The sequence below is a fragment of the Bacillus sp. SLBN-46 genome (assembly GCF_031453555.1).
GTDB lineage: Bacteria > Bacillota > Bacilli > Bacillales > Cytobacillaceae > Neobacillus.
On sequence record NZ_JAVIZM010000001.1, the window covers coordinates 1,511,217 to 1,531,801 of the forward strand.

The 20,585-nt window shown below is 33.4% G+C and carries 23 protein-coding genes; all 23 read left to right on the plus strand.

Annotated features, from left to right (window positions below; genetic code table 11):
• The first annotated feature begins 2 nt into the window (after positions 1-2).
• Positions 3-146, plus strand: a complete 144-nt coding sequence (locus QFZ87_RS07630) for a paeninodin family lasso peptide (protein WP_309859807.1) — start codon at positions 3-5, stop codon at positions 144-146.
• A gap of 113 nt (positions 147-259) precedes the next feature.
• Complete coding sequence (locus tag QFZ87_RS07635) at positions 260-1,189, plus strand: aldolase (RefSeq protein ID WP_309859810.1); 930 nt, start codon at positions 260-262, stop codon at positions 1,187-1,189.
• Between the two features lie 3 nt (positions 1,190-1,192).
• A complete protein-coding gene (locus tag QFZ87_RS07640) occupies positions 1,193-1,495 on the plus strand; it encodes a lasso peptide biosynthesis PqqD family chaperone (protein ID WP_309859812.1) in 303 nt (100 codons plus the stop codon).
• A gap of 15 nt (positions 1,496-1,510) precedes the next feature.
• Positions 1,511-1,966 carry a lasso peptide biosynthesis B2 protein gene (locus tag QFZ87_RS07645; protein WP_309859814.1) on the plus strand — a complete coding sequence of 152 codons (456 nt, stop codon included), beginning with the start codon at positions 1,511-1,513 and terminating at the stop codon, positions 1,964-1,966.
• Positions 1,967-1,982: 16 nt separating this feature from the next.
• The gene (locus tag QFZ87_RS07650; protein WP_309859816.1) at positions 1,983-3,170 is read left to right on the plus strand and encodes a nucleotidyltransferase domain-containing protein; all 1,188 of its coding nucleotides are present in this window, start codon (positions 1,983-1,985) and stop codon (positions 3,168-3,170) included.
• A 12-nt stretch (positions 3,171-3,182) separates the two neighbouring features.
• Positions 3,183-4,982 carry an ABC transporter ATP-binding protein gene (locus QFZ87_RS07655; protein ID WP_309859818.1) on the plus strand — a complete coding sequence of 600 codons (1,800 nt, stop codon included), beginning with the start codon at positions 3,183-3,185 and terminating at the stop codon, positions 4,980-4,982.
• A gap of 204 nt (positions 4,983-5,186) precedes the next feature.
• Entirely contained in the window at positions 5,187-5,858 is a 672-nt protein-coding gene (locus QFZ87_RS07660) for a YveK family protein (RefSeq protein WP_309859819.1), read from the plus strand.
• The gene (locus QFZ87_RS07665; protein ID WP_309859821.1) at positions 5,845-6,501 is read left to right on the plus strand and encodes a CpsD/CapB family tyrosine-protein kinase; all 657 of its coding nucleotides are present in this window, start codon (positions 5,845-5,847) and stop codon (positions 6,499-6,501) included. Before QFZ87_RS07660 ends, QFZ87_RS07665 begins: the two co-directional genes overlap by 14 nt.
• Before the next feature lie 259 nt (positions 6,502-6,760).
• Positions 6,761-6,901, plus strand: coding sequence for a hypothetical protein (locus tag QFZ87_RS07670; RefSeq protein ID WP_309859823.1), 141 nt, complete (start codon positions 6,761-6,763; stop codon positions 6,899-6,901).
• 26 nt (positions 6,902-6,927) lie between these two features.
• On the plus strand, positions 6,928-8,754 hold the full coding sequence (locus QFZ87_RS07675; protein ID WP_309859824.1) for a polysaccharide biosynthesis protein: 1,827 nt from the start codon (positions 6,928-6,930) through the stop codon (positions 8,752-8,754).
• 14 nt (positions 8,755-8,768) lie between these two features.
• Positions 8,769-9,647: a UTP--glucose-1-phosphate uridylyltransferase GalU gene (gene galU / locus QFZ87_RS07680; protein WP_309859825.1), complete on the plus strand. Its 879-nt coding sequence runs from the start codon at positions 8,769-8,771 to the stop codon at positions 9,645-9,647.
• A gap of 40 nt (positions 9,648-9,687) precedes the next feature.
• Positions 9,688-10,758, plus strand: a complete 1,071-nt coding sequence (locus tag QFZ87_RS07685) for an EpsG family protein (protein WP_309859826.1) — start codon at positions 9,688-9,690, stop codon at positions 10,756-10,758.
• A 27-nt stretch (positions 10,759-10,785) separates the two neighbouring features.
• On the plus strand, positions 10,786-11,862 hold the full coding sequence (gene galE, locus QFZ87_RS07690) for a UDP-glucose 4-epimerase GalE (RefSeq protein ID WP_309859828.1): 1,077 nt from the start codon (positions 10,786-10,788) through the stop codon (positions 11,860-11,862).
• Between the two features lie 21 nt (positions 11,863-11,883).
• Positions 11,884-12,027 carry a YwzD family small protein gene (locus QFZ87_RS07695; RefSeq protein ID WP_309859830.1) on the plus strand — a complete coding sequence of 48 codons (144 nt, stop codon included), beginning with the start codon at positions 11,884-11,886 and terminating at the stop codon, positions 12,025-12,027.
• A 16-nt stretch (positions 12,028-12,043) separates the two neighbouring features.
• Entirely contained in the window at positions 12,044-12,658 is a 615-nt protein-coding gene (locus QFZ87_RS07700; RefSeq protein WP_309859831.1) for a sugar transferase, read from the plus strand.
• Complete coding sequence (locus tag QFZ87_RS07705) at positions 12,658-13,329, plus strand: acetyltransferase (RefSeq protein ID WP_309859833.1); 672 nt, start codon at positions 12,658-12,660, stop codon at positions 13,327-13,329. Before QFZ87_RS07700 ends, QFZ87_RS07705 begins: the two co-directional genes overlap by 1 nt.
• 31 nt (positions 13,330-13,360) lie before the next feature.
• Positions 13,361-14,500, plus strand: a complete 1,140-nt coding sequence (locus QFZ87_RS07710; protein ID WP_309859835.1) for a DegT/DnrJ/EryC1/StrS family aminotransferase — start codon at positions 13,361-13,363, stop codon at positions 14,498-14,500.
• Positions 14,501-14,531: 31 nt separating this feature from the next.
• Entirely contained in the window at positions 14,532-14,885 is a 354-nt protein-coding gene (locus QFZ87_RS07715) for a helix-turn-helix domain-containing protein (RefSeq protein WP_309859837.1), read from the plus strand.
• A gap of 10 nt (positions 14,886-14,895) precedes the next feature.
• Positions 14,896-15,630 (plus strand): glycosyltransferase family 32 protein, encoded by a 735-nt coding sequence (locus tag QFZ87_RS07720; protein ID WP_309859839.1) that lies wholly within the window; start codon positions 14,896-14,898, stop codon positions 15,628-15,630.
• Positions 15,631-15,861: 231 nt separating this feature from the next.
• Positions 15,862-16,287 carry an acyltransferase gene (locus tag QFZ87_RS07725; RefSeq protein ID WP_309859841.1) on the plus strand — a complete coding sequence of 142 codons (426 nt, stop codon included), beginning with the start codon at positions 15,862-15,864 and terminating at the stop codon, positions 16,285-16,287.
• Between the two features lie 26 nt (positions 16,288-16,313).
• Positions 16,314-17,513 (plus strand): glycosyltransferase, encoded by a 1,200-nt coding sequence (locus QFZ87_RS07730; protein WP_309859843.1) that lies wholly within the window; start codon positions 16,314-16,316, stop codon positions 17,511-17,513.
• Between the two features lie 322 nt (positions 17,514-17,835).
• Positions 17,836-19,551, plus strand: coding sequence for an ABC transporter ATP-binding protein (locus QFZ87_RS07735; protein ID WP_309859845.1), 1,716 nt, complete (start codon positions 17,836-17,838; stop codon positions 19,549-19,551).
• A gap of 56 nt (positions 19,552-19,607) precedes the next feature.
• Positions 19,608-20,516 (plus strand): glycosyltransferase family 2 protein, encoded by a 909-nt coding sequence (locus QFZ87_RS07740; protein ID WP_309859847.1) that lies wholly within the window; start codon positions 19,608-19,610, stop codon positions 20,514-20,516.
• The last annotated feature ends 69 nt before the right edge of the window (positions 20,517-20,585 follow it).

A 20,585-nucleotide genomic window follows, 5' to 3' on the forward strand; every position in this document is an offset into this window, starting at 1 on the left:
CTATGAAAAAGGTATGGCAGAAACCAGTTTTAGAAATTTTAGATGTAAATATGACAATGCTAGATCCAATTAATGGTCAATTTCTGGATAAGACGCTTCCAGAGGGAACCCCTAGGGATTCAGTTGTTCCAAGCTGGAGATCTTAATTATTTCTGAGTTTACAAATTTAGTGTATAACTACACTATATTAGTGTTTCACGGTTAAAAGCCCTTGTAAAAAGGGCTTTTATCTTAGCCGTGATTAATTGGAGTGAAAAAAATGTTAAAAGTAGAAAACTTAGCTGTATACAAAGCTTTTGGTTTAACTCTGTTAAGTGAGATTCCTTTACCAGAGTTACCTCTAATCCCAAATATCGTCGATTCAATTGATATAGAAATAAGAATAGAAGATTTATCAGAACAATGGAAAGAGTTGTCTGATGGTAAAAATGAATTTGTTATTAGTGAAAATATCATTTTGTTTCAAATTACGAATATAGCTACATTTTTCATTCAAGAAGGAAAAAAGATAATTGTTTCCCCAATAAAGCATAGTGAAGAAGATCTTATTCGCCTTTATATTCTTGGTACTTGTATGGGAGCTATATTGATTCAGAGAAAGGTATTGCCGTTACATGGCAGTGCTATCGCGATTAATGGAAAGGCTTATGCTATAATCGGAGATTCTGGTGCTGGAAAATCTACTCTTGCGAAAGCATTATTAAACCAAGGATGTCAGTTACTTAGTGATGATGTAATTGCTGTCTCTATTTCCCAAAATGAAGGTATTCCAACAGTTACTCCATCATATCCACAGCAAAAATTATGGCAAGATAGTCTGGAAAGTTTTGGGCTGGAACCCTATCATTTCAAATCGATACACGGCAGAGAAAATAAATATTGTGTCCCGGTTTCCTCTAATTATTATAATAGCCCATTAGTGCTTGCTGGTATCTTTGAACTTGGTAAAACAGAAGCCAAAGAGAGTGAAATTGGAAAAATAGAAAGACTTGAACGATTCCAGACCCTACTTAATCATACCTACAGAAATTTTTTTATTAAACATACTGGGTTGTTGGGATGGCACTTTAGTACCTCAGCAAATATCGTTGATAAAGTAGATATGTATAAATTGAATCGACCTACTTTTGGCTATAGTACTACAGAATTAGTATCCATAATATTAAAAACGATTGATAAAGGAGAGTAAGCAATGATTAAGAATCAAAATATTTCACTAAATCATTTCGTCAAGCAAGTGAAGGGGAATATCGTAAGTAATATGGGTGGGGAAAAAGTTATGTTAAGTGTTAAAAACGGTAAATATTATAATCTAGGTGAAATAGGCGGGGACATTTGGGACTTAATTGAAGAAAAGGTTACAGTAAGTCAGTTGATTACAATATTAATGTCTAAATATAGTGTTGAGCAACAAGAATGTGAAGAACATGTCATTTCTTTTTTGGAAATGCTAATGGATCAAGGATTAATAAAAAGTTATGATAACTCTTTATAAGAGTAGGTATCCCATATGAAAGTGTTGAAAAAGGCAAGGCATTTTTTCTTATTTGATACAAAAACAAAAATATTATTAATAGAGGCATTTTTTTTTCTCGGTTGGGCACGAATACTTAAAAGTATACCCTTTTCAAAGGTTGCAACTTCTCTCGGAGAGTATATGAATGAAACACCTTTGAGTATGGATGAAACTAATCGTAAGGTATTTCAAAATATATCTAATTCAATTAACATTATGAGCCGCAACACTTTTTGGGAAAGTAAATGTCTTGTAAAAGCAATTGCTGCTATGAAAATGTTAGAAAGAAGACACGTCGAAAGTACCATATATTTAGGGGTATCGAAAGATGAGGAAGGCAATATGGTTGCTCATGCATGGCTGCGAAGTGGTTCTTTTTATATCACTGGTGAAGAAGGAATGGAGGGTTTTATGGTTGTAGGTAAATTCGCCAAAAGAATAAATTTTTAAAATAAAGGAGACAGCCGTGGTAACAGATTTCTGTCTAAATACAACTAATATTCCTAAGGAATTGAAATTAATTTTTGAAATAATAAAGTTAGAAAATATAGAGAAGTTATCATCTAACATTAGAGATTTGTATAAAGATATTGATTGGACATTGTTTCTTGAGCTATCTATGCATCATAGGGTATACCCGTTGTTATTTAATAAATTAAGAAAGATTGAAGAAGGTTTGGTTCCCTTATATGTTATTCAGACAATAAATCGGACATATAAGACCAATACATTCCACATGTTATATCTAAGTAGAGAAATGGAACAAATAAATGAACTTTTTAGATTAAGTCAGATACGCATATTATTTTTAAAGGGCCCAATTCTTGGGTCGGAGCTTTATGGGGATATTTCACTAAGAACATCTGGAGATTTAGATGTTCTAATTCCATTACCAGATTTAAATAAGGTGAATAAAATTCTCGTCCAGCAAGGATATGTAAAAGATGACTATATTCAAACTGTATTGAATGACTGGACATGGAGACATCATCACATTACATATCTTCATCCTCAAAAGGGGATAAAATTAGAAATACATTGGAGATTAAATCCAGGACCAGGGATAGAGCCAAGTTTCTCTGAGTTATGGAGTAGGAAACAAGTAAGTTCACAAACTATTGATCCGCTTTATTTTTTGGGAAGAGAGGACTTATTTTTATTTCTAGTTTCGCATGGGGCTAGGCATGGCTGGTCGAGACTACGCTGGTTAGTGGATATAAACCAAATAATTAGAAAGAAAATAAACTGGGTAACACTTATTCCTCTTCTGAAAAAGCACCAATACCTGCATGTAGGAGGTCAGGCATTAATTTTAGCGTCCCAATTGTTGGGTTCCTCAATTACCAAAGAAATGAAGCCATTATTTAAAAAAAATGACTCAAAAAAATTAGCCCAGGATGCAATTTTTTATTTTATAAATATGGTGAATTTACATACTGAACCTGTACCCGACGACGTTTCAAGGTATCACAAACGTCATTTGTTTTCATTAATGTCATTGAAGCAAAAGCTTTTATACCTCTTAAGTATTTTACATCCATATCCTGAGGATGCCAAAACCTTACCCTTACCGAAGAACCTTCACTTTTTATATTTTATATTACGCCCATTTTTATGGTTTTGGAGAAAAACTAGAACACAGGCAATTCAGTAGGAGGAAACGAAATTGAAACATTTGCTGTATTTTACTAAGCAGCTTTATTCCTTTTCAGGAAAAATCCTTTATTTAAATCTCCTTGGTATGGTTTTTGTTAGCTTCCTGGAGAGCATAGGAATAATTTTATTAATTCCTTTGGTTAGCCTTACGGGTATTCTAGACGTTAGTTTGACTAAAAGTCCAGTTATTTTATGGGTTTCAGAATTTTTTAAAAACATACCAATTACTTTAAGTTTAGCAATTATTTTAGGAATCTATGTCCTATTAATAATAGGACAAAGTATTTTCCAAAGAAAACAAATGATGCAAAATGTAAAAATACAACAAGGATTTACTCGATATTTGAGGGAAGAAACATACAAAGCATTACTCCAATCAAACTGGGGATTTTTCTTAAATAAAAAAAAATCTGACATTATAAACTTAATGACGACCGAGCTTGCTCGTGTTAGCGGTGGAACATATATGTTTTTACAGTTTTTAACTTCACTTGTTTTTACACTGATACAGGTTGTAATTGCCTTTTTATTATCTCCTCAAATGTCTATGTTCGTAATACTTTTTGGCATAGCGTTAATCTATTGTTCCAGAAGGTTTATTAAAAAATCAAACTCATTAGGAGAAGAAACTCTGGATTTATCTCACACTTATTTGGCTGGTATTTCGGATCATTTCAATGGAATTAAGGATATTAAAAGTAATAGACTTGAAATGTCTCACCTAAAGTGGTTTCAAAACCTTTGTAGTCAAATGGAGAGAAATGTAAATGAATTAATTAAAATGAGAACCCTATCACAGTCAATATATAAAATTGTATCAGCCATACTGATTGCTATTTTTGTATTTTTTTCTATAAAAATGTTTCATGCTCAAACTGCTCAATTAATGCTCATTTTATTAATATTTTCTAGAATATGGCCCCAATTTTCTTCCATTCAGTCAAATTTAGAACAGTTAGGTGCAATAATCCCATCCTTCAAGGCGTTAATTGAATTAAAAAACGAGTGTAAGGTTGCCAAGGAATTTAATGATAAAGAGAGTCAAAACATTAGGCCATTATTTTTAAAAAAAGGATTTGAATGTCGCAACATTGTCTTTCGGTACGATTTAAATGAACCCATATTTGCCTTGAAAAATATAAATTTGCATATACCTGTTAATAAAATGACAGCGATAGTGGGACGTTCAGGAGCTGGGAAAAGTACTCTTATTGATATAATAATGGGCCTTAATAAACCAGAGCTGGGTCAATTGTTAATGGACGATACAATACTAACAACAGAGAAGTTGCTATCTTTGAGGGAATCAATTAGCTATGTTCCACAAGATCCATTTTTATTTAATGCCACTATAAGAGAGAATTTGTATATTATCAATCAGAATTCAAGTGAAGAACAACTTTGGGAGGCATTGGAATTTGCTACTGCTGCTGACTTTGTCAGAAAGCTACCTAGTGGATTGGATACCCTGATTGGAGATAGAGGAGTTAGACTTTCTGGAGGGGAACGACAAAGGCTTGTTCTTACTCGAGCTATTTTACGCAATCCATCCATTCTTATTTTAGATGAAGCAACAAGTGCATTAGATAGTGAAAATGAATCAAAGATTCAAACTGCGCTGGAAAGCCTAAAGGGAAAAATGACGATCATTGTTATCGCACATCGCTTGTCAACTATTCGTAATGCTGATCAGGTAATCGTTTTAGATAATGGCAAGGTTATTCAACAAGGACAATTTAACCAACTTACCAGTGAAAAAAAAGGAATGTTTAGTAATTTGTTAAGAAAACAAATGGGAATTAGTCTCTAAGTGGTTCTTAAATTATCTTTTTATTTATTATTGACTCGTTCTATATAAAGAACTATTATATAAATAACTAGATATAAATTAGCCTTTGTAAATTTTTTTAGAAAACTTGTTCTTTATTCAGAACTAATGGTTCAATTGAATGTAAAATCTTAAAGTAAAGGTGATATTGTGAATCCAACTCATAAAGCTAAAGATATAAATTTAATGGAGATTTTTCTAGTTATAAAGCGCCGCATTTGGATTTTTGTTGGGGTAGTTTTTCTTGCTAGTATAGTGGGCGGATTTCTAAATAGTTCAACATCTGTTCCACTGTTTCAATCATCCACTAAGATTATTTTTGATGCAGATGCAAAAGGACAAAAAACACTACAAGTAATTATAAGAGATTCAGCTGTGTTAGATAATGTGATTGAAAAGTTGAAATTAAATGAAACGGCAGACTCCTTAGCTGGAAAAATTAGTGTTTCAAGTGTTGATGAAACTCAGGTGGTAAGTATTAGTGTTATTTATTCTGAGGCCAACACGGCAGCAAAAATTGCAGACACAACAGCTGAAGTATTCATTGGGATAGTGCCGGAATATTCAACCAATGATTATGTTCGAATATTATCTAAAGCAAAAGTAAGAGATGTTCCCATAAACCCTAAAAGTAATAATAAATTGTACTTAGCAATTATAGGAGGCTTTGTTGCAGGTTTTGGACTAATATTTTTCTTAGAGTCTTTAGATGATAAGATTCGATCTAAAAATGACATTGAATTATTCCTTGAGCTTCCAGTTCTAGGGGGAGTGTCGAAAGTGAACAAAAGGAATGTAAAAAGAAAGACCAATAAAATTCAACTTGATGTAAGGGGGGAGACAATTGGCTATAAGTAAACGGAAATTTTTAGCTGAATCTAAAAAAAGGGCAATTATAACTAATTCTTACCCTGAATCTGTGATTTCGGAACAATACCGAATGATTCAAACAAATATAAAATTTGTGATGTCTGATCAAAAAAGTCAAACCTTCCTAATTACTTCGCCTTGCGACATGGAAGGAAAATCTACAATCACAGCAAACTTAGCCGTGTCTATAGCCCAACAGAAAAAAAAAGTTTTAGTCATTGATGCAAATCTTCGAAAACCTGCTTTACATTCATTTTTTAAAGCACAAAATTCAAATGGATTAACAGACGTTATAACGGGCAGGCTGTCCTTTAATGAGGCTGTTTACCATACTGAGACTTGGAGGCTTGATCTTCTTTCGAGTGGAATTGTCCCATTGAACCCGGTGGAATTGCTTGGTTCACAAATGATGGAAGAATTGTTAAGCAAAGTGAAGCAAATGTACGATGTTGTTTTGATTGATTCCTATGCAGTTCTTGAAGTAACTGATACTAGGCTTCTAGCAAATCAGTGTGATGGAGTAGTTTTGGTTATTAAGAAAGATAAAACAAAATTAACAAAGGCTACTGAGGCAAAAAAAGTTTTAGAATTTGCCAAAGCAAAAATAGTTGGAGTGGTTTTGAACCAATAGGTAAGAAAATAAAGGGACTAATTTTTCTTTCTTTGTTCTTTATTAAGCACGATATATATCTTTTATAGATTGGTGATGTCTCCTTTCCAATATCCATGGAGGCACTCGGTCATGCTGTGGGTTTAAGACCTTAGACGCAAGTCGTCGAAAGTATGATGTGAGGACGGGTTAGATGCCCACACTTAATTAAAATGGTTAAGTATGCGTTCTTAGTTTAAAGTGCACGTACTTAACCATTTTAAAATGAAGGAGTTTGAATATGAAGGATGTAAATGATTTTCCAAAATCAGTTAAGAAGGCAGTTAGATATATCAAGCAAGAGGCAACTAAAGACCAACTGTATGAAATTAAGAGACTAATAGATAGTGCAATCAAGTTAAGACATCGAAGGGTGAATTAAACCAGATGTGAGGAAGGAGAGGAAGTATGACATATCGCCAACGAATGTCACTTTTTGTGATTATTGATTCATGTATTGTCTTAACAGCTATTTTTGTTAGCCGTTTTTTTGTTAACGGAACGATTCAAGTGATTACCTTCCCAATTGTTTTAAGTTCAATTGTTATTTTGCTAAGTCATCTTTTATTATCATTTAAATTTCATTTATACAATAAAGCCTGGGAGTACGCCAGTGTAGGTGAGTTAATAAGTATTTTAAAAGTGGTTACAACCTCTATTCTAATTGCTGCAATAGTACAACGTGGTGTGATCCATGAAATATTCTTTCGACTACTTTCAGTTACTTGGTTACTTAACATGTCATTAATTGGGGGTTCGCGGTTTTGCTGGAGAATGCTAAGAGATTCAAAGCTTAATAAAAAGGATAATAAAAAGAGGACTCTTATTATCGGAGCAGGGTCGGCGGGGACTATGGTGGTAAGACAATTACAAAAGAATAATCACACTGATTTAGTACCGGTGGGTTTTATTGATGATGATGAAAGAAAGCATAAACTTGATATTTTAGGACTACCTGTTATTGGTGGGACAAAAAAGATTGTAGCAGCTGTAAAAGAATTAGATATAGAAAATATTGTAATAGCCATTCCTTCATTAAGTAAAAGAGAGCTTAATAGTATTTTTCAAGAATGTGCAAAAACAGAGGCAAAAACGCAAATTCTTCCAATGCTTGAAGATCTAATGACAGGGAAAGTTTCTGTTAATCAATTTAGAGATGTTCAAGTAGAAGATTTACTTGGAAGAGAACCCATTGATCTGGATATAGAAAGTATTTCAGAGAACATCAAGGGTAAAGTTGTTTTAGTTTCAGGTGCAGGTGGGTCTATTGGTTCTGAAATTTGTCGGCAAATTTCAAATTTTAAACCAAAGCAGCTTATTTTATTAGGACATGGTGAAAACAGTATCTACTCTATTGAAATGGAATTAAAAGAAACCTATAGAAAAAGTGGCATTCAATTGGTCCCAGTTATTGCTGATATACAGGATGAAAAGAAAATGATGTCTGTAATGAGTGTATTTCAACCAGATACGGTTTATCATGCTGCTGCTCATAAGCATGTTCCTTTAATGGAATCTAATCCTGAGGAAGCGGTAAAGAATAACATAATTGGTACAATGAATATTGCCAAGGCTGCTAGTTGGAACGGTATTAAAACGTTTGTGATGATATCAACAGATAAGGCGGTTAATCCAACAAGTGTGATGGGTGCTTCCAAAAGGCTAGCAGAGATGATTATCCAAAATATGGACCAGGAAAGTGCAACTAAATTTGTTACGGTTCGATTTGGAAATGTCCTCGGTAGCAGAGGCAGTGTAATCCCTTTATTTAAAAGGCAAATTGAAAAGGGCGGACCTGTAACCGTGACCCATCCCGATATGATTCGATACTTTATGACCATTCCTGAAGCATCGAGATTGGTTCTCCAAGCGGGGGCTCTTGCGAACGGGGGAGAAATATTTGTCTTAGATATGGGGGATCCAGTTAAGATTGTTGATTTGGCAAGAAACTTAATCAAACTATCTGGAAATTCTATTGATGATATTGGAATTGAATACACTGGAATTAGACCTGGAGAAAAGCTTTTTGAAGAATTATTAAAAGAGGATGAAGTTCATGAAGAACAGATCTATCCAAAGATTTATATTGGAAAAACCTCCGAAATTCTAACTGAAGAAATAAACGATATTATTTCTAGTTACTCCCGTCTTAATAAAGAAGAGATACGGGAAAGGCTTATTTTATTAGCAAATTATAAAGTATTATCGCAACCTCAAATATCTATGTCTGTTTAAAGGAGTGTAAGAAATTGAAGGTAAGAAAAGCAATTATTCCCGCTGCAGGACTTGGAACAAGATTTCTTCCAGCCACAAAGGCAATGCCGAAAGAAATGCTGCCAATTGTTGATAAGCCAACCATCCAATATATCGTAGAAGAAGCTGTGGAATCTGGAATTGAAGATATTATTATTGTAACGGGTAAAGGAAAAAGGGCGATAGAGGATCACTTTGACCACTCTTTTGAACTAGAAAACAACTTATTAGAAAAAGGTAAAATAGAATTGTTAAGTGAAGTACAAAAATCTTCCAACCTGGTAGATATACACTATATCCGTCAAAAGGAGCCTAAGGGTCTAGGACATGCCATTTGGTGTGCCAGAAAGTTCATTGGTGACGAGCCATTTGCCGTGCTGCTAGGTGACGATATAGTAACAGCTGAAAAACCCTGCTTAAAACAAATGATAGAACAATATGAAAGATATAATGCCTCTATACTGGGGGTGCAGACAGTACCTGACAACCAAGTTTCTAGATATGGTATTGTGGGCGGAAGAAGTATAGGTGAACGTTTCTATAGTGTCGATAGCTTAGTGGAAAAGCCAAAACAAGAAGACGCTCCTTCAAATCTAGCCATTCTAGGTCGATATATTTTAAGTCCTAAGATTTTTGACATATTAAACAAACAAGAACCTGGGGCGGGTGGAGAGATTCAACTTACCGATGCTATTGCTGCTTTGAACCATTATGAAGCCGTTTATGCATATGACTTTGAAGGTACGAGGTATGATGTAGGGGAAAAAATGGGATTTATTCAAACAACAATTGAATTTGCTTTGAAGAACAAGGATTTAAGAAGTCAATTATTGGATTATCTCTCTTCTACGTTAGATAGAGAACTAATTAAATAACTTTGTATAATTTTTTTAATACTCTGAAAGGACCTGTTGTATGACTGTCCTCTGGATTAATCTTACTATAGTATTTTTATGTTCATTACTTTCCCGTTATTTTTCAAGAGCCCTAGTATTTAATGATACATTGGTGTCATTTAGACCTAATAAATTATTTGCATTATTTACTATCATATCATTTATTTTAGTTTCTGGACTGCGTAATAATATAGGAGATACACCATTCTATATTCATACCTACAAAATCACTAATTTTACTTGGGAGTTAGTAAAAACTCAAGATGATATAGGATTTTCCATTCTTCAAATGATTTTAAAAAGCTATTCTGATGATCCGCAAATACTTATTTTTACTACTGCCCTAATAACAAATACTCTGATCGTTTTGGGCTTATTTAAATATTCGAGATTAGTTGAACTGAGTATCTATGTTTATATAACTGGCGGCTTGTTTTTGGTTACAATGAATGGAATAAGACAATGTTTAGCTACAGCTATATTTTTTACTGCAACTAAATATTTAATTGGAGGTAATTGGTTTAAATATACACTAGTTGTAATTTTTGCATCATTTTTTCACCAAAGTGCACTTATCCTAATTCCTATATATTTTTTAGTGAGGTTTAGAGCTTGGTCGAAGGCCACACTAATCCTATTACTTTTTTCAGTACTAATTGTTTTAGGGTTTAATCAGTTTTCTAGTATATTATTTTCTGCTATCGAGAATAGCCAATACGGTGTATATAGCAATTTTAATGAAGGTGGAGCAAATATTATTAGGGTAATCGTTTTCGCGATTCCATTGGTAATTGCTTTCTTTGGTAGAGATAAATTAAGAGAAATGTATCCAGAAAGTGATTTTATAGTAAATATGTCCATTATCGGTTTGACTTTTATGATTATTTCAACCGCAAATTGGATTTTTGCTAGATTTAATATTTATTTTGAACTTTACCAAATCATATTAATTTCTTGGGTGGTCAAGGTTTTTAGAATTAAGGACCAGAAACTTGTATATTATGCAATCGTATTATGCTACTTTGCTTATTATTACTACGAAAGTGTTATGAACTTAAATATTAAATATGGAAGTAATTATTTTGGTTAAAAAACAAAATAGTTTAGGGGGGGAATTATGGCGATATTAATCACCGGTGGAGCCGGTTATATTGGTAGTCATACCTGCGTTGAATTACTGAATGCAGGTTATGAAATTGTAGTCTTGGACAATTTTATGAATAGTAAGCCTGAAGCCATTAAAAGAATAACAGAAATTACAGGTAAATCTTTTAAATTTTATAATATCGATTTATTAGATGAGAATAGTTTGGATGAGGTTTTTTTAGAGAATAATATAGAAGCAGTCATTCATTTTGCTGGTTTAAAAGCAGTTGGAGAATCTGTGTATCTTCCTCTTCACTATTTTCATAACAATATTACCAGTACTCTTGTCCTTTGTAAGATAATGAAAAAATACAATGTAAAAAAATTAGTTTTTAGTTCATCAGCAACGGTATATGGAACACCTGAACGATTTCCGATTTCTGAGGATAGTCCTTTAGGAGCATTAAATCCTTATGGGCGTACAAAGCTTATGATCGAAGAAATGTTACAAGATTTATACGTTTCAGATCATAACTGGAGTATTTCTATTTTGCGGTATTTTAACCCTATTGGAGCTCATGAAAGTGGATTAATCGGAGAAGATCCGAATGGAGTTCCAAATAATCTTATGCCATATATATCTCAAGTGGCTATTGGAAAACAAAAGGAGCTTAATATTTTTGGTAATCAATATCCAACAAAGGATGGAACAGGTGTAAGGGATTATATTCATGTTGTTGATTTGGCATTTGGACATTTAAAAGCTTTAGAAACGATTACATATTCAACAGGTATTGACGTTTATAATCTTGGTACTGGGAAAGGTTATAGCGTGTTAGAAATGATAATTGCCTTTGAAAAAGCCTCAGGAAAGAAAATTCCTTATAAAATAGTGGAGCCGAGACCAGGTGATATAGCTGTTTGTTATGCTGATTCAGTGAAAGCCAAAAGAAAACTTGGTTGGGTTGCTAAAAAAGGAATAAACGAAATGTGTGAAGATGCTTGGCGTTGGCAGTTAAGAAACCCAAATGGGTATGAAAAAATACAAGATATAGAAAGTCCTCACTTTATTGGAAGTGAGGCTTTTTTTATTGGAAATAAATCATGATTCTTAAGAGAGGTTAGTAAGATGGCTATATCGGAACATATCACCCAACAGAAGTTGCAAGCAATCTTGAAGAATATGTATGTTAAGGGAATAGAGACAGAAAATCTGCAAGTAAAAGAATTTATTGAAGAAATAAAAAAACAATTATTAGCTGATGCCAAATAGCTCGGGGGGACCAAGCATGAAGAGGCTTTTTGATTTAACGGTTTCTTTAATCCTGTTTTTTGGTCTTTCTCCCATCTTCATCGTGATTGCGTTGTTAGTTAAAAAGAAGCTAGGTTCTCCAGTCATCTTTAAGCAGGTACGGCCTGGTTTATTTGGCAAACCTTTTTACTTATATAAGTTCAGAACGATGACAGATGAAAAAGACAATCAAGGGGAATTACTACCTGATTACATTAGGTTAACTACTTTTGGAAAATTTCTTCGTAAATACAGCTTAGATGAATATCCTCAATTATGGAATGTCATAAAAGGGGATTTGAGCTTAGTCGGACCAAGACCGTTGCTTGTAGAATATTTGCCGCTTTATACAAAAGAGCAATCCTTAAGGCACAACGTACGACCTGGGATTACGGGATGGGCCCAGATAAACGGCCGAAACTCCATATCCTGGGAAGAAAAATTTAATTTAGATGTCTGGTATGTTCATAACCGTTCATTTTTTTTAGATATGAAAATTTTATTTCAAACAATCTATAAAGTCTTAAGTTCGCAAGGAATTAACCAACAAGGTAAAGCTACAGTAGATAGTTTTACAGGTTCAAAAAATTCCTCTGTTGGAGGCGGGCGTTGATGAGGTTTATCATAATTGGCCATGGGGGGCATAGTAAGGTGATATCGGATATGATCCTTACTAATCCAAAAAATAAAATTGTTGGATATTTAGATGACCAATATAAAGAAATTCATTTCATTAAGAACCAAGTATATGGTCCTATTTTGTGGGCAAAGGTACTAGCAAAATATTATGAAGATATTAAATTCATTTTTGCAATCGGTGACAATAAAGTCAGACAATCAATCGTGCAGAATTTGAGTATTCCAATAGAATACTATTCAACCATCACTCATCCAACCGCAACGATTAGCCCAAGTGTAAAAATTGGGTATGGAACGGTTGTTATGCCGCATGCTGTCATTAATGCAGATGCAGTTATTGGAAACCATTGCATAATAAATTCCGGTTCGGTGGTCGAACATGATTGTGAAATTGATGATTTTGTACATGTGTGTCCCCACTCTACACTTACGGGTTCCGTCCAATTGGCTGAAGGGGTGCTTACCGGAGCCGGTTCCACAATAATCCCTAAAGTGAAAATTGGAAAATGGGCTACTATCGGGGCCGGGGCGACAGTGACACATAATATACCCCCATATTGTACGGCAGTGGGTATTCCTGCCAAAGTGAAGTCTTACAATCAAAAAAGTGTGGAGAGAGGTGCATTAATTGATAAATACAGCTAATAAAAAAAGAATTTATCTTTCTTCCCCGCATATGAGTGGGAAGGAACATAAATATATAAATGAAGCATTTCAAACTAATTGGATTGCTCCTCTTGGACCTAATGTGGATGCCTTTGAAACCGGTATAGCAGAATACGTAGGAGTCAATGAAGCAGTGGCCGTAAGCTCAGGAACGGCTGCCATTCATCTGGCTCTTTTATTATTAGGTGTGGGAAAGGGAGATAAGGTGTTTTGCTCGAGTCTTACCTTTATAGCAAGTGCCAACCCGATTATTTATCAAGGAGCGGAGCCAGTTTTTATCGATTCTGAACCTGAAACTTGGAATATGTCCCCGCAGGCTTTAGAGCGGGCGTTTGAGGATGCAATAGAGGATGGTACTCTTCCGAAGGCAGTAATTGTTGTGAATTTGTATGGCCAAAGTGCCAAGATGAATGAAATTATAGCCATCTGCAACCATTATGAAGTTCCTATAATTGAAGATGCTGCAGAATCACTTGGAGCCATGTATAAGGGGAAAGCAAGTGGAACGTTTGGAAAATTTGGGGTCTTCTCCTTTAACGGAAATAAGATTATTACCACTTCCGGAGGAGGAATGCTGGTTTCAAATGATCGAGAGGCTTTACAAAAGGCAAGATTCTTAGCAACACAAGCAAGGGATGCGGCACCTCACTACCAACATAGTCAAATCGGATTCAACTATAGATTAAGTAATATTTTAGCTGGTATCGGAAGGGCACAATTAGAAGTATTGGAGGAAAGAATTGCTGCAAGAAGAGCTATTTTTGATAAGTACTTTGATGAACTTTCTAATCTATCTGGGTTTACGTTTATGCCTGAGTTAAAAGATACCTATTCTAATCGATGGCTAACTGCCCTTACCATTAATGAGAAAGAGGCTGGAATCTCTGTAACAGATATTCTAAGAGCATTAAGCGAGGAAAACATTGAAGCAAGGCCTGTTTGGAAGCCACTTCATCTACAGCCTGTATTCAAAGAAAGTAAATATTATCCCCATAATGAGCAAAAGAGTGTTTCTGAAGTCCTCTTTAACAATGGATTGTGCTTACCATCAGGTTCAAATATGACAGAGGAGGAAATAGAAACAGTTATTTACCATATTAAACAAACAGTTATTAAAAGGAAGGAAAGAGCGGAGATGTTTAGTAGTTAGTAATTACTTTATGATAAACGGGGTATGAGTTGTGATCGGAAATACGATATTTGAATTTCGGAAGCAAAAGGGGATCACTTTGTCCGAATTAGCGAAACGTGCAAAAATATCTAAATCATATTTAAGTAATATTGAACGAAATCTAAATCGGAATCCTTCTATCGAGGTTGTAAAGAGAATTGCATCAGTGCTAGATATGGAATTAGATACTTTCTTGAGTCCCATAAAAACAAATGACGTACAACATGGATTTGACCAAGATTTGATTGATTTCGCTGCAGAATTAAAGGAAACGGGAATTGAAAAAGAACAAATTAAAGAATATAAAACTGTGTTTGAATTTATAAAATGGAAAAATCAGCACACACGAGAAGAGAAAAATTGAGGTACTCGACATGGAAAATTTAAAAAAGATACCTAAGGTCATTCATTATTGCTGGTTTGGTGGGAAAGAGAAACCCAAGGTAGTAAGTAAATGCATAGATAGCTGGGAAAAAAATCTCCCTGATTATGAAATCATTGAATGGAATGAAAATAATTTTAATATCAATCTAAATTCATATGTAAAGGAAGCATATAGCGCAGGTAAATTTGCATTTGTGAGTGATTACGTTCGAGTGTATGCTCTTTATCATTACGGCGGGATTTACCTAGATACAGACGTAGAAGTTTTTAAATCTTTTGATGATCTATTACACCATACTTCTTTTTGGGGATTCGAACAGGAAAACTATATTGCTACTAGCACTATAGGGGCAGAAAAAGGAAACAAGTTAATTAAAGCGTTTCTTGATACTTATAAAGATAATCATTTCATTAATACCGATGGAAGTAAGAACATTTTAACCAATGTAGCAATTATCACTAAAATTTTGAGAAACATTGGTCTTAAAACAAATGGACAGTTTCAGGAAATAGAGGGAATGGGGGCTTTTTATCCTCAAACTTATTTTTCTCCTTATGATTATATAAATTGTCAAACATTCATTACTGATAAAACATATACCATCCATTACTTTTATAAAAGTTGGCTTCCATTCAAAGTGAGAGTAAAAGGAAAAATAAAATTAATCCTATCAAAGGTAATAGGTGGTCAAAATATTGCTAGATTAAGAAAAATATATCGTTAAGCAGTTTTTAAGGAGAATGGTAAGGTGAATATAACCAGGAAGATCATTTTAACCTTGATATCCGAGAGTAAAAAACGGGGTTTTTTTATTATGATTCTTATGAATTTATCCCACTTAGTCGGAATAATAAGAGGGATGTTTTACAAGTTTATTTATTTTAAGAACATACAGTCTTCTATTTTTTCTCTTCAATCCAATAGTAAAATAGAAATTTTTAATAAACAGGCAAGGATGGATATAGGAAAGTTTGTTTTTATTAGAAAAAATGCGAGCATTCGTATTGATTTTACTGGAGTTCTCAAAATAGGAAATAATGTTTTTATTAATGACAACTGTACTATTAATTGCGTAAACAAAATTACAATAGGAAAAAATACAAAGATTGCCCCTAATGTCTGTATTAATGACCATGATCATAATTATAAAAAAAATACATCAGACCATTTAGTAAGGGGAGAAGTCACCATTGGCCAAAATGTATGGATCGGATCGAATGTCGTAATCTTAAGGAATACCCACATTGGTGATAATGTGGTTATTGCTGCGGGTAGTGTCGTTAAAGGAATCGTACCGCCTAATACTATATTTTTAAATAAAAGAGAGATTGAGCTAAAACCTTATAAAAATAAAGAAAAGGTAGTGAAGTTTACTGTTTAATACTTCATTTTAGGTGAGGATAGAGGATGAAAAAGAATATTTTAATTTCTGTTTATAATATGGAAATTGGCGGAATTGAAAGAAGTTTAATTAATATGTTAGAAAGCTTTGACTATAAAAAATATGATGTTGATCTTTTAATTTATCATCATGTTGGCGAGTTCATGAATTTAATTCCCAATTCCGTTAATGTTCTCCCACAGATAGAAAAGTACACTGTTTTCCGTAAACCAGTTACTCTTTGTCTTAAAGAAAGACATTATTTATTAGCTTTTATTAGAGTTCTATCGAAGTACATAGCAAAAATAAAAGCGAAAAATAGAGAACTGGAAGAGGGGGCAGGATATATACAAATGCAGCTAACGCAAAAATACTCATCCTTCTTTATACCAAAGCTAAAAAAAGAATACGATGTAGCAATTAGCTATGCATGGCCACACGATATTATAGCAAATAAGGTAAAAGCAAAGAAAAAAATTGCATGGGTTCATACTGATTACAGTAAGCTGGAAATTGATAACGAACTGGACCTGAAAGTTTGGAATCAATTTGATTATATTGCTTCGGTTTCGGAGGCTTGCAGGGATGCATTTTTATCTACCTATCCTACCTTATTAGAGAAAGTGTTAGTTGTAGAAAATATAACCTCACCTCATTTCATAAAGAAAATGGCAGAGGAAGAACAATCACAACTCAAAATAAAACCCCAAACCTTTACCCTTGTTTCTGTAGGCAGGTTATCATATGTCAAGGGGTTTGATCTGGCAGTAGAAGCTCTTAGACTATTGCACAACCAGGGATTAACAAATATTAAGTGGTACATTGTGGGTTATGGCGGATACGAAAAGGAATTGAAAGAGTTAGTTGCCAAACATAATCTTAACGATAGTTTTATTCTTTTAGGTAAAAAAACAAATCCCTATCCATATATAAAAAATTGTGATTTATATGTCCAACCGTCAAGGTATGAAGGGAAAGCAGTAACTGTTTCTGAAGCAAAAATACTGGGGAAACCTATACTTATTACAAATTATCCAACCGCGTCAAGCCAAATAGAAGATGGAATAGAAGGTATAATTTGTGAGCTAAGTGTCCCAGGGGTTGCTCGTGGAATCGAGGAGTTTTATCGTAATCAAGAATTGAAGAATACTTTAGTACACAATATAAGAAGTAAAGATTATAGCAATAATTATGAACTGGAGAAGCTCTATAAAATTATTAGTTAGTGCAATAGGTTGTTTAGGAAGTTTTATAAAATATCTGTAGATTTATGTCGATAGAATGTTCTTTAATGAGAACTTTGTGTAAGTTATAATGTAGGAAAGCATAGGTGGAAAAATTATCATAAAAATTTTTATTCACTTTGTTCATTATAATGAACGTTTTTTCGAAGAGGTGGTTAGGGATATTTATGTATATAGTACTTAAATGCTAGGTTTAGCTTATAAATTATAATTTTAAGGTGTGAACAAATTGAGGGATACAATTCAAAAACTAAGGATTCTTTTAAACAAAAGAGATAAGAAAAGATTATTATTGCTTTTTTTTATGATGATCCTTGCAGCTATATTTGAAACGGTAGGAATTGGATTAATCGTTCCTTTTGTTGGAATTGTAACAAATCCTACTATTATTCAGAAGCAATCATTTTTATCAAATGTATACCAATTGTTAAATTTTCAATCAACCAACACGTTTATTTTGTTTGCAGTTGTCTGTTTACTAACCGTATATATTGTTAAGAATGCTTATTTATTATTTTTCTATTCGGTACAATATAGAGTCATTTTGAATCAAAAAGTAAAACTTTCCAGAACAATGTTTAAGTTGTACTTAACAAAACCTTATACATTTCACTTGCAGCGGAATTCCGCTGAATTGTTAAGGAATGTAAACGGAGAAGTAGCAAAGGTATTTGATGGTATTTTATTAGCAAGTTTTCAATTGCTAACGGAGATATTCATTATGACTTTTATACTTACGTTACTTATTGTTACTGCGCCATTAGCCACGCTTACATCCGGTATTTTATTGGGGGGAAGTGTTCTTTTATTTTTTAAGATCTTTCGGAACAAGATTACTAATTTAGGAATAGAAAACCAAAAAGTTAGTCGTGAGATGATTAAGTGGGTAAATCAAGGATTAGGAGCAAGTAAAGAAATCAAGGTTTCGGGAAAAGAAAGGTATTTTGTGAAATCGTACGCTAAGCAAAGTCAGATTATGGCGAATAATACCATTTATAAAAATACGCTAGATCAAATTCCTAGGCTTTTTATTGAGACCTTATTAGTATCAGTTGTCCTTATTACGATGGTGATTATTGTGTTCCAAGGAACAGAGACATCAACATTAGTGGCTACCATGTCACTGTTTGCAATGGCAGCATTTCGATTAATGCCTTCTATTAATAGAATAGTCGCCACAATAACCTCCATTCGATTTAGCCAGCCAGCATTGACCGTAGTCTATAATGATTTAATTAAAGATAATAACGGCAAGAATCCAATTGAAGAAGATGTAATCATTGAGTTAAAGCATGAAAAGCTAAATAATGGTGAGAAAATATTCCATAATTCAATTAGATTAGAAAATGTATTTTTTCGTTATCCAAATCAAAAAGAGTATTCCATTAAAAATTTATCCTTAACCATACCGATTGGACATTCAGTTGCTTTCGTTGGAACATCTGGCGCTGGCAAAACAACTATTGTTGATATCATACTTGGACTATTTGAACCTGAGAAGGGCCGTATAGTAGTTGATGGGAAAGACTTAAATGAACTCATGCCAATATGGAAAAATAAGATTGGCTATATCCCACAATCCATTTATTTATCAGATGAAACCATTCGGAACAATGTGGCTTTTGGAATAAACGATCAGGACATAGATGATTTTGCTGTTCTAAAGGCAATTGAAGATGCACAGCTAAAGGATTTTATTGATACTCTCCCTGAAGGAATAAATACTGTCGTAGGTGAAAGAGGAGTTAGGTTATCAGGGGGACAACGTCAGCGTATTGGGATTGCCAGAGCCTTGTATCATAACCCGGAAATTATCTTTCTAGATGAAGCAACATCTGCTTTAGATAACGAGACAGAAAAAGAGATTATGAAAGCAATTGATGGTCTTAAAGGTGAAAAGACATTAATTATTATTGCTCATAGATTAAGTACCATTGAAAACTGTGACATTGTTTTTAAAGTGGATAAAGGTGGTAAATTACTATCAGTAGATAATAAAGTCAATTATGCAACAATTTGATATTAATACGATTCTTTAAGATAATTTATTATTCAATTTCAGGGAGTTATTATATTATGAATAAACCAAAAATTACAGTCTTCACTGCAACTTATAACAGAGGCTATATTATTGAATCTCTGTATCGTTCGTTACAGAGACAAAGTATTTTCAATTTTGAATGGTTAGTAATAGACGACGGAAGCACAGATAATACGGAAAAACTATTCCATAAATGGGTGAAGGAATTCAATAATTTTAAAATAATTTACAAAAAGGTCCCTAATGGAGGCTTGAACAGAGCAATTAATTTAGGGGTTTCGTTAGCAAATGGAGAATATTTTTGTAAAGTTGACTCTGATGATTATCTAACTGATGATTGTATTTTTAAGTTGAATAATTGGATTAAAGAAATTCATGAAAATAATAAGATACTGGGTGTTGGTGGTTTAAGAGGAACAAAAGATTTAAAGCCATTAAAGAGTACATACCCATATATAGATGATACAAAAGGGTATGTCGACGCTACAGATTTAGAGAGAGAAAAATATAATTTAGATCATGAAATGTGTGAGGTTTATAAGTTGGAAATTTTAAAGAAGTATCCATTTCAAGTATGGCCTAGCGAAAAATTTGCACCTGAACAAATAACATTATTTGAAATGGCTTTAGATGGATATCAAATTAGGTGGCATAAAGATATAGTTTGTATTTGCGAATATCGAGAAGATGGTCTTACCAAAGGAAGTTGGAATCTCCTAAGAATGAATCCCATGGGGTATGCAATGATGTATAATCACATGCTTAAATACGAGAAGCCATTCATATATAAATTAAATGCAGCTGCACAGTATATTGCATTATCAATAGTTGGAAAAAATCCTAGGTATATTCTTAAAAGTTATAAATTTTTCCCTACATTATTAGCACTTCCAATTGGTATTATTCTAGCAATTAGAAGAAAGAAGCAATTGTTAAAAAATTGATCATCTTATTAGTTTTGTGATTGAAAAGTATTTAGATGACTATGGAATGATCAGAGGTTTCTTTACACA

What these genes read in the sequence shown, in the direction of transcription:
- QFZ87_RS07630 (WP_309859807.1), top strand. Translation starts at nt 3, where the DNA reads ATGAAAAAGGTATGGCAGAAACCAGTTTTAGAAATTTTAGATGTAAAT.
- QFZ87_RS07635 (WP_309859810.1), top strand. Translation starts at nt 260, where the DNA reads ATGTTAAAAGTAGAAAACTTAGCTGTATACAAAGCTTTTGGTTTAACT.
- QFZ87_RS07640 (WP_309859812.1), top strand. Translation starts at nt 1,193, where the DNA reads ATGATTAAGAATCAAAATATTTCACTAAATCATTTCGTCAAGCAAGTG.
- QFZ87_RS07645 (WP_309859814.1), top strand. Translation starts at nt 1,511, where the DNA reads ATGAAAGTGTTGAAAAAGGCAAGGCATTTTTTCTTATTTGATACAAAA.
- QFZ87_RS07660 (WP_309859819.1), top strand. Translation starts at nt 5,187, where the DNA reads ATGGAGATTTTTCTAGTTATAAAGCGCCGCATTTGGATTTTTGTTGGG.
- QFZ87_RS07670 (WP_309859823.1), top strand. Translation starts at nt 6,761, where the DNA reads ATGAAGGATGTAAATGATTTTCCAAAATCAGTTAAGAAGGCAGTTAGA.
- QFZ87_RS07675 (WP_309859824.1), top strand. Translation starts at nt 6,928, where the DNA reads ATGACATATCGCCAACGAATGTCACTTTTTGTGATTATTGATTCATGT.
- QFZ87_RS07685 (WP_309859826.1), top strand. Translation starts at nt 9,688, where the DNA reads ATGACTGTCCTCTGGATTAATCTTACTATAGTATTTTTATGTTCATTA.
- galE (WP_309859828.1), top strand. Translation starts at nt 10,786, where the DNA reads ATGGCGATATTAATCACCGGTGGAGCCGGTTATATTGGTAGTCATACC.
- QFZ87_RS07695 (WP_309859830.1), top strand. Translation starts at nt 11,884, where the DNA reads ATGGCTATATCGGAACATATCACCCAACAGAAGTTGCAAGCAATCTTG.
- QFZ87_RS07700 (WP_309859831.1), top strand. Translation starts at nt 12,044, where the DNA reads ATGAAGAGGCTTTTTGATTTAACGGTTTCTTTAATCCTGTTTTTTGGT.
- QFZ87_RS07705 (WP_309859833.1), top strand. Translation starts at nt 12,658, where the DNA reads ATGAGGTTTATCATAATTGGCCATGGGGGGCATAGTAAGGTGATATCG.
- QFZ87_RS07710 (WP_309859835.1), top strand. Translation starts at nt 13,361, where the DNA reads ATGAGTGGGAAGGAACATAAATATATAAATGAAGCATTTCAAACTAAT.
- QFZ87_RS07720 (WP_309859839.1), top strand. Translation starts at nt 14,896, where the DNA reads ATGGAAAATTTAAAAAAGATACCTAAGGTCATTCATTATTGCTGGTTT.
- QFZ87_RS07725 (WP_309859841.1), top strand. Translation starts at nt 15,862, where the DNA reads ATGGATATAGGAAAGTTTGTTTTTATTAGAAAAAATGCGAGCATTCGT.
- QFZ87_RS07730 (WP_309859843.1), top strand. Translation starts at nt 16,314, where the DNA reads ATGAAAAAGAATATTTTAATTTCTGTTTATAATATGGAAATTGGCGGA.
- QFZ87_RS07735 (WP_309859845.1), top strand. Translation starts at nt 17,836, where the DNA reads ATGATGATCCTTGCAGCTATATTTGAAACGGTAGGAATTGGATTAATC.
- QFZ87_RS07740 (WP_309859847.1), top strand. Translation starts at nt 19,608, where the DNA reads ATGAATAAACCAAAAATTACAGTCTTCACTGCAACTTATAACAGAGGC.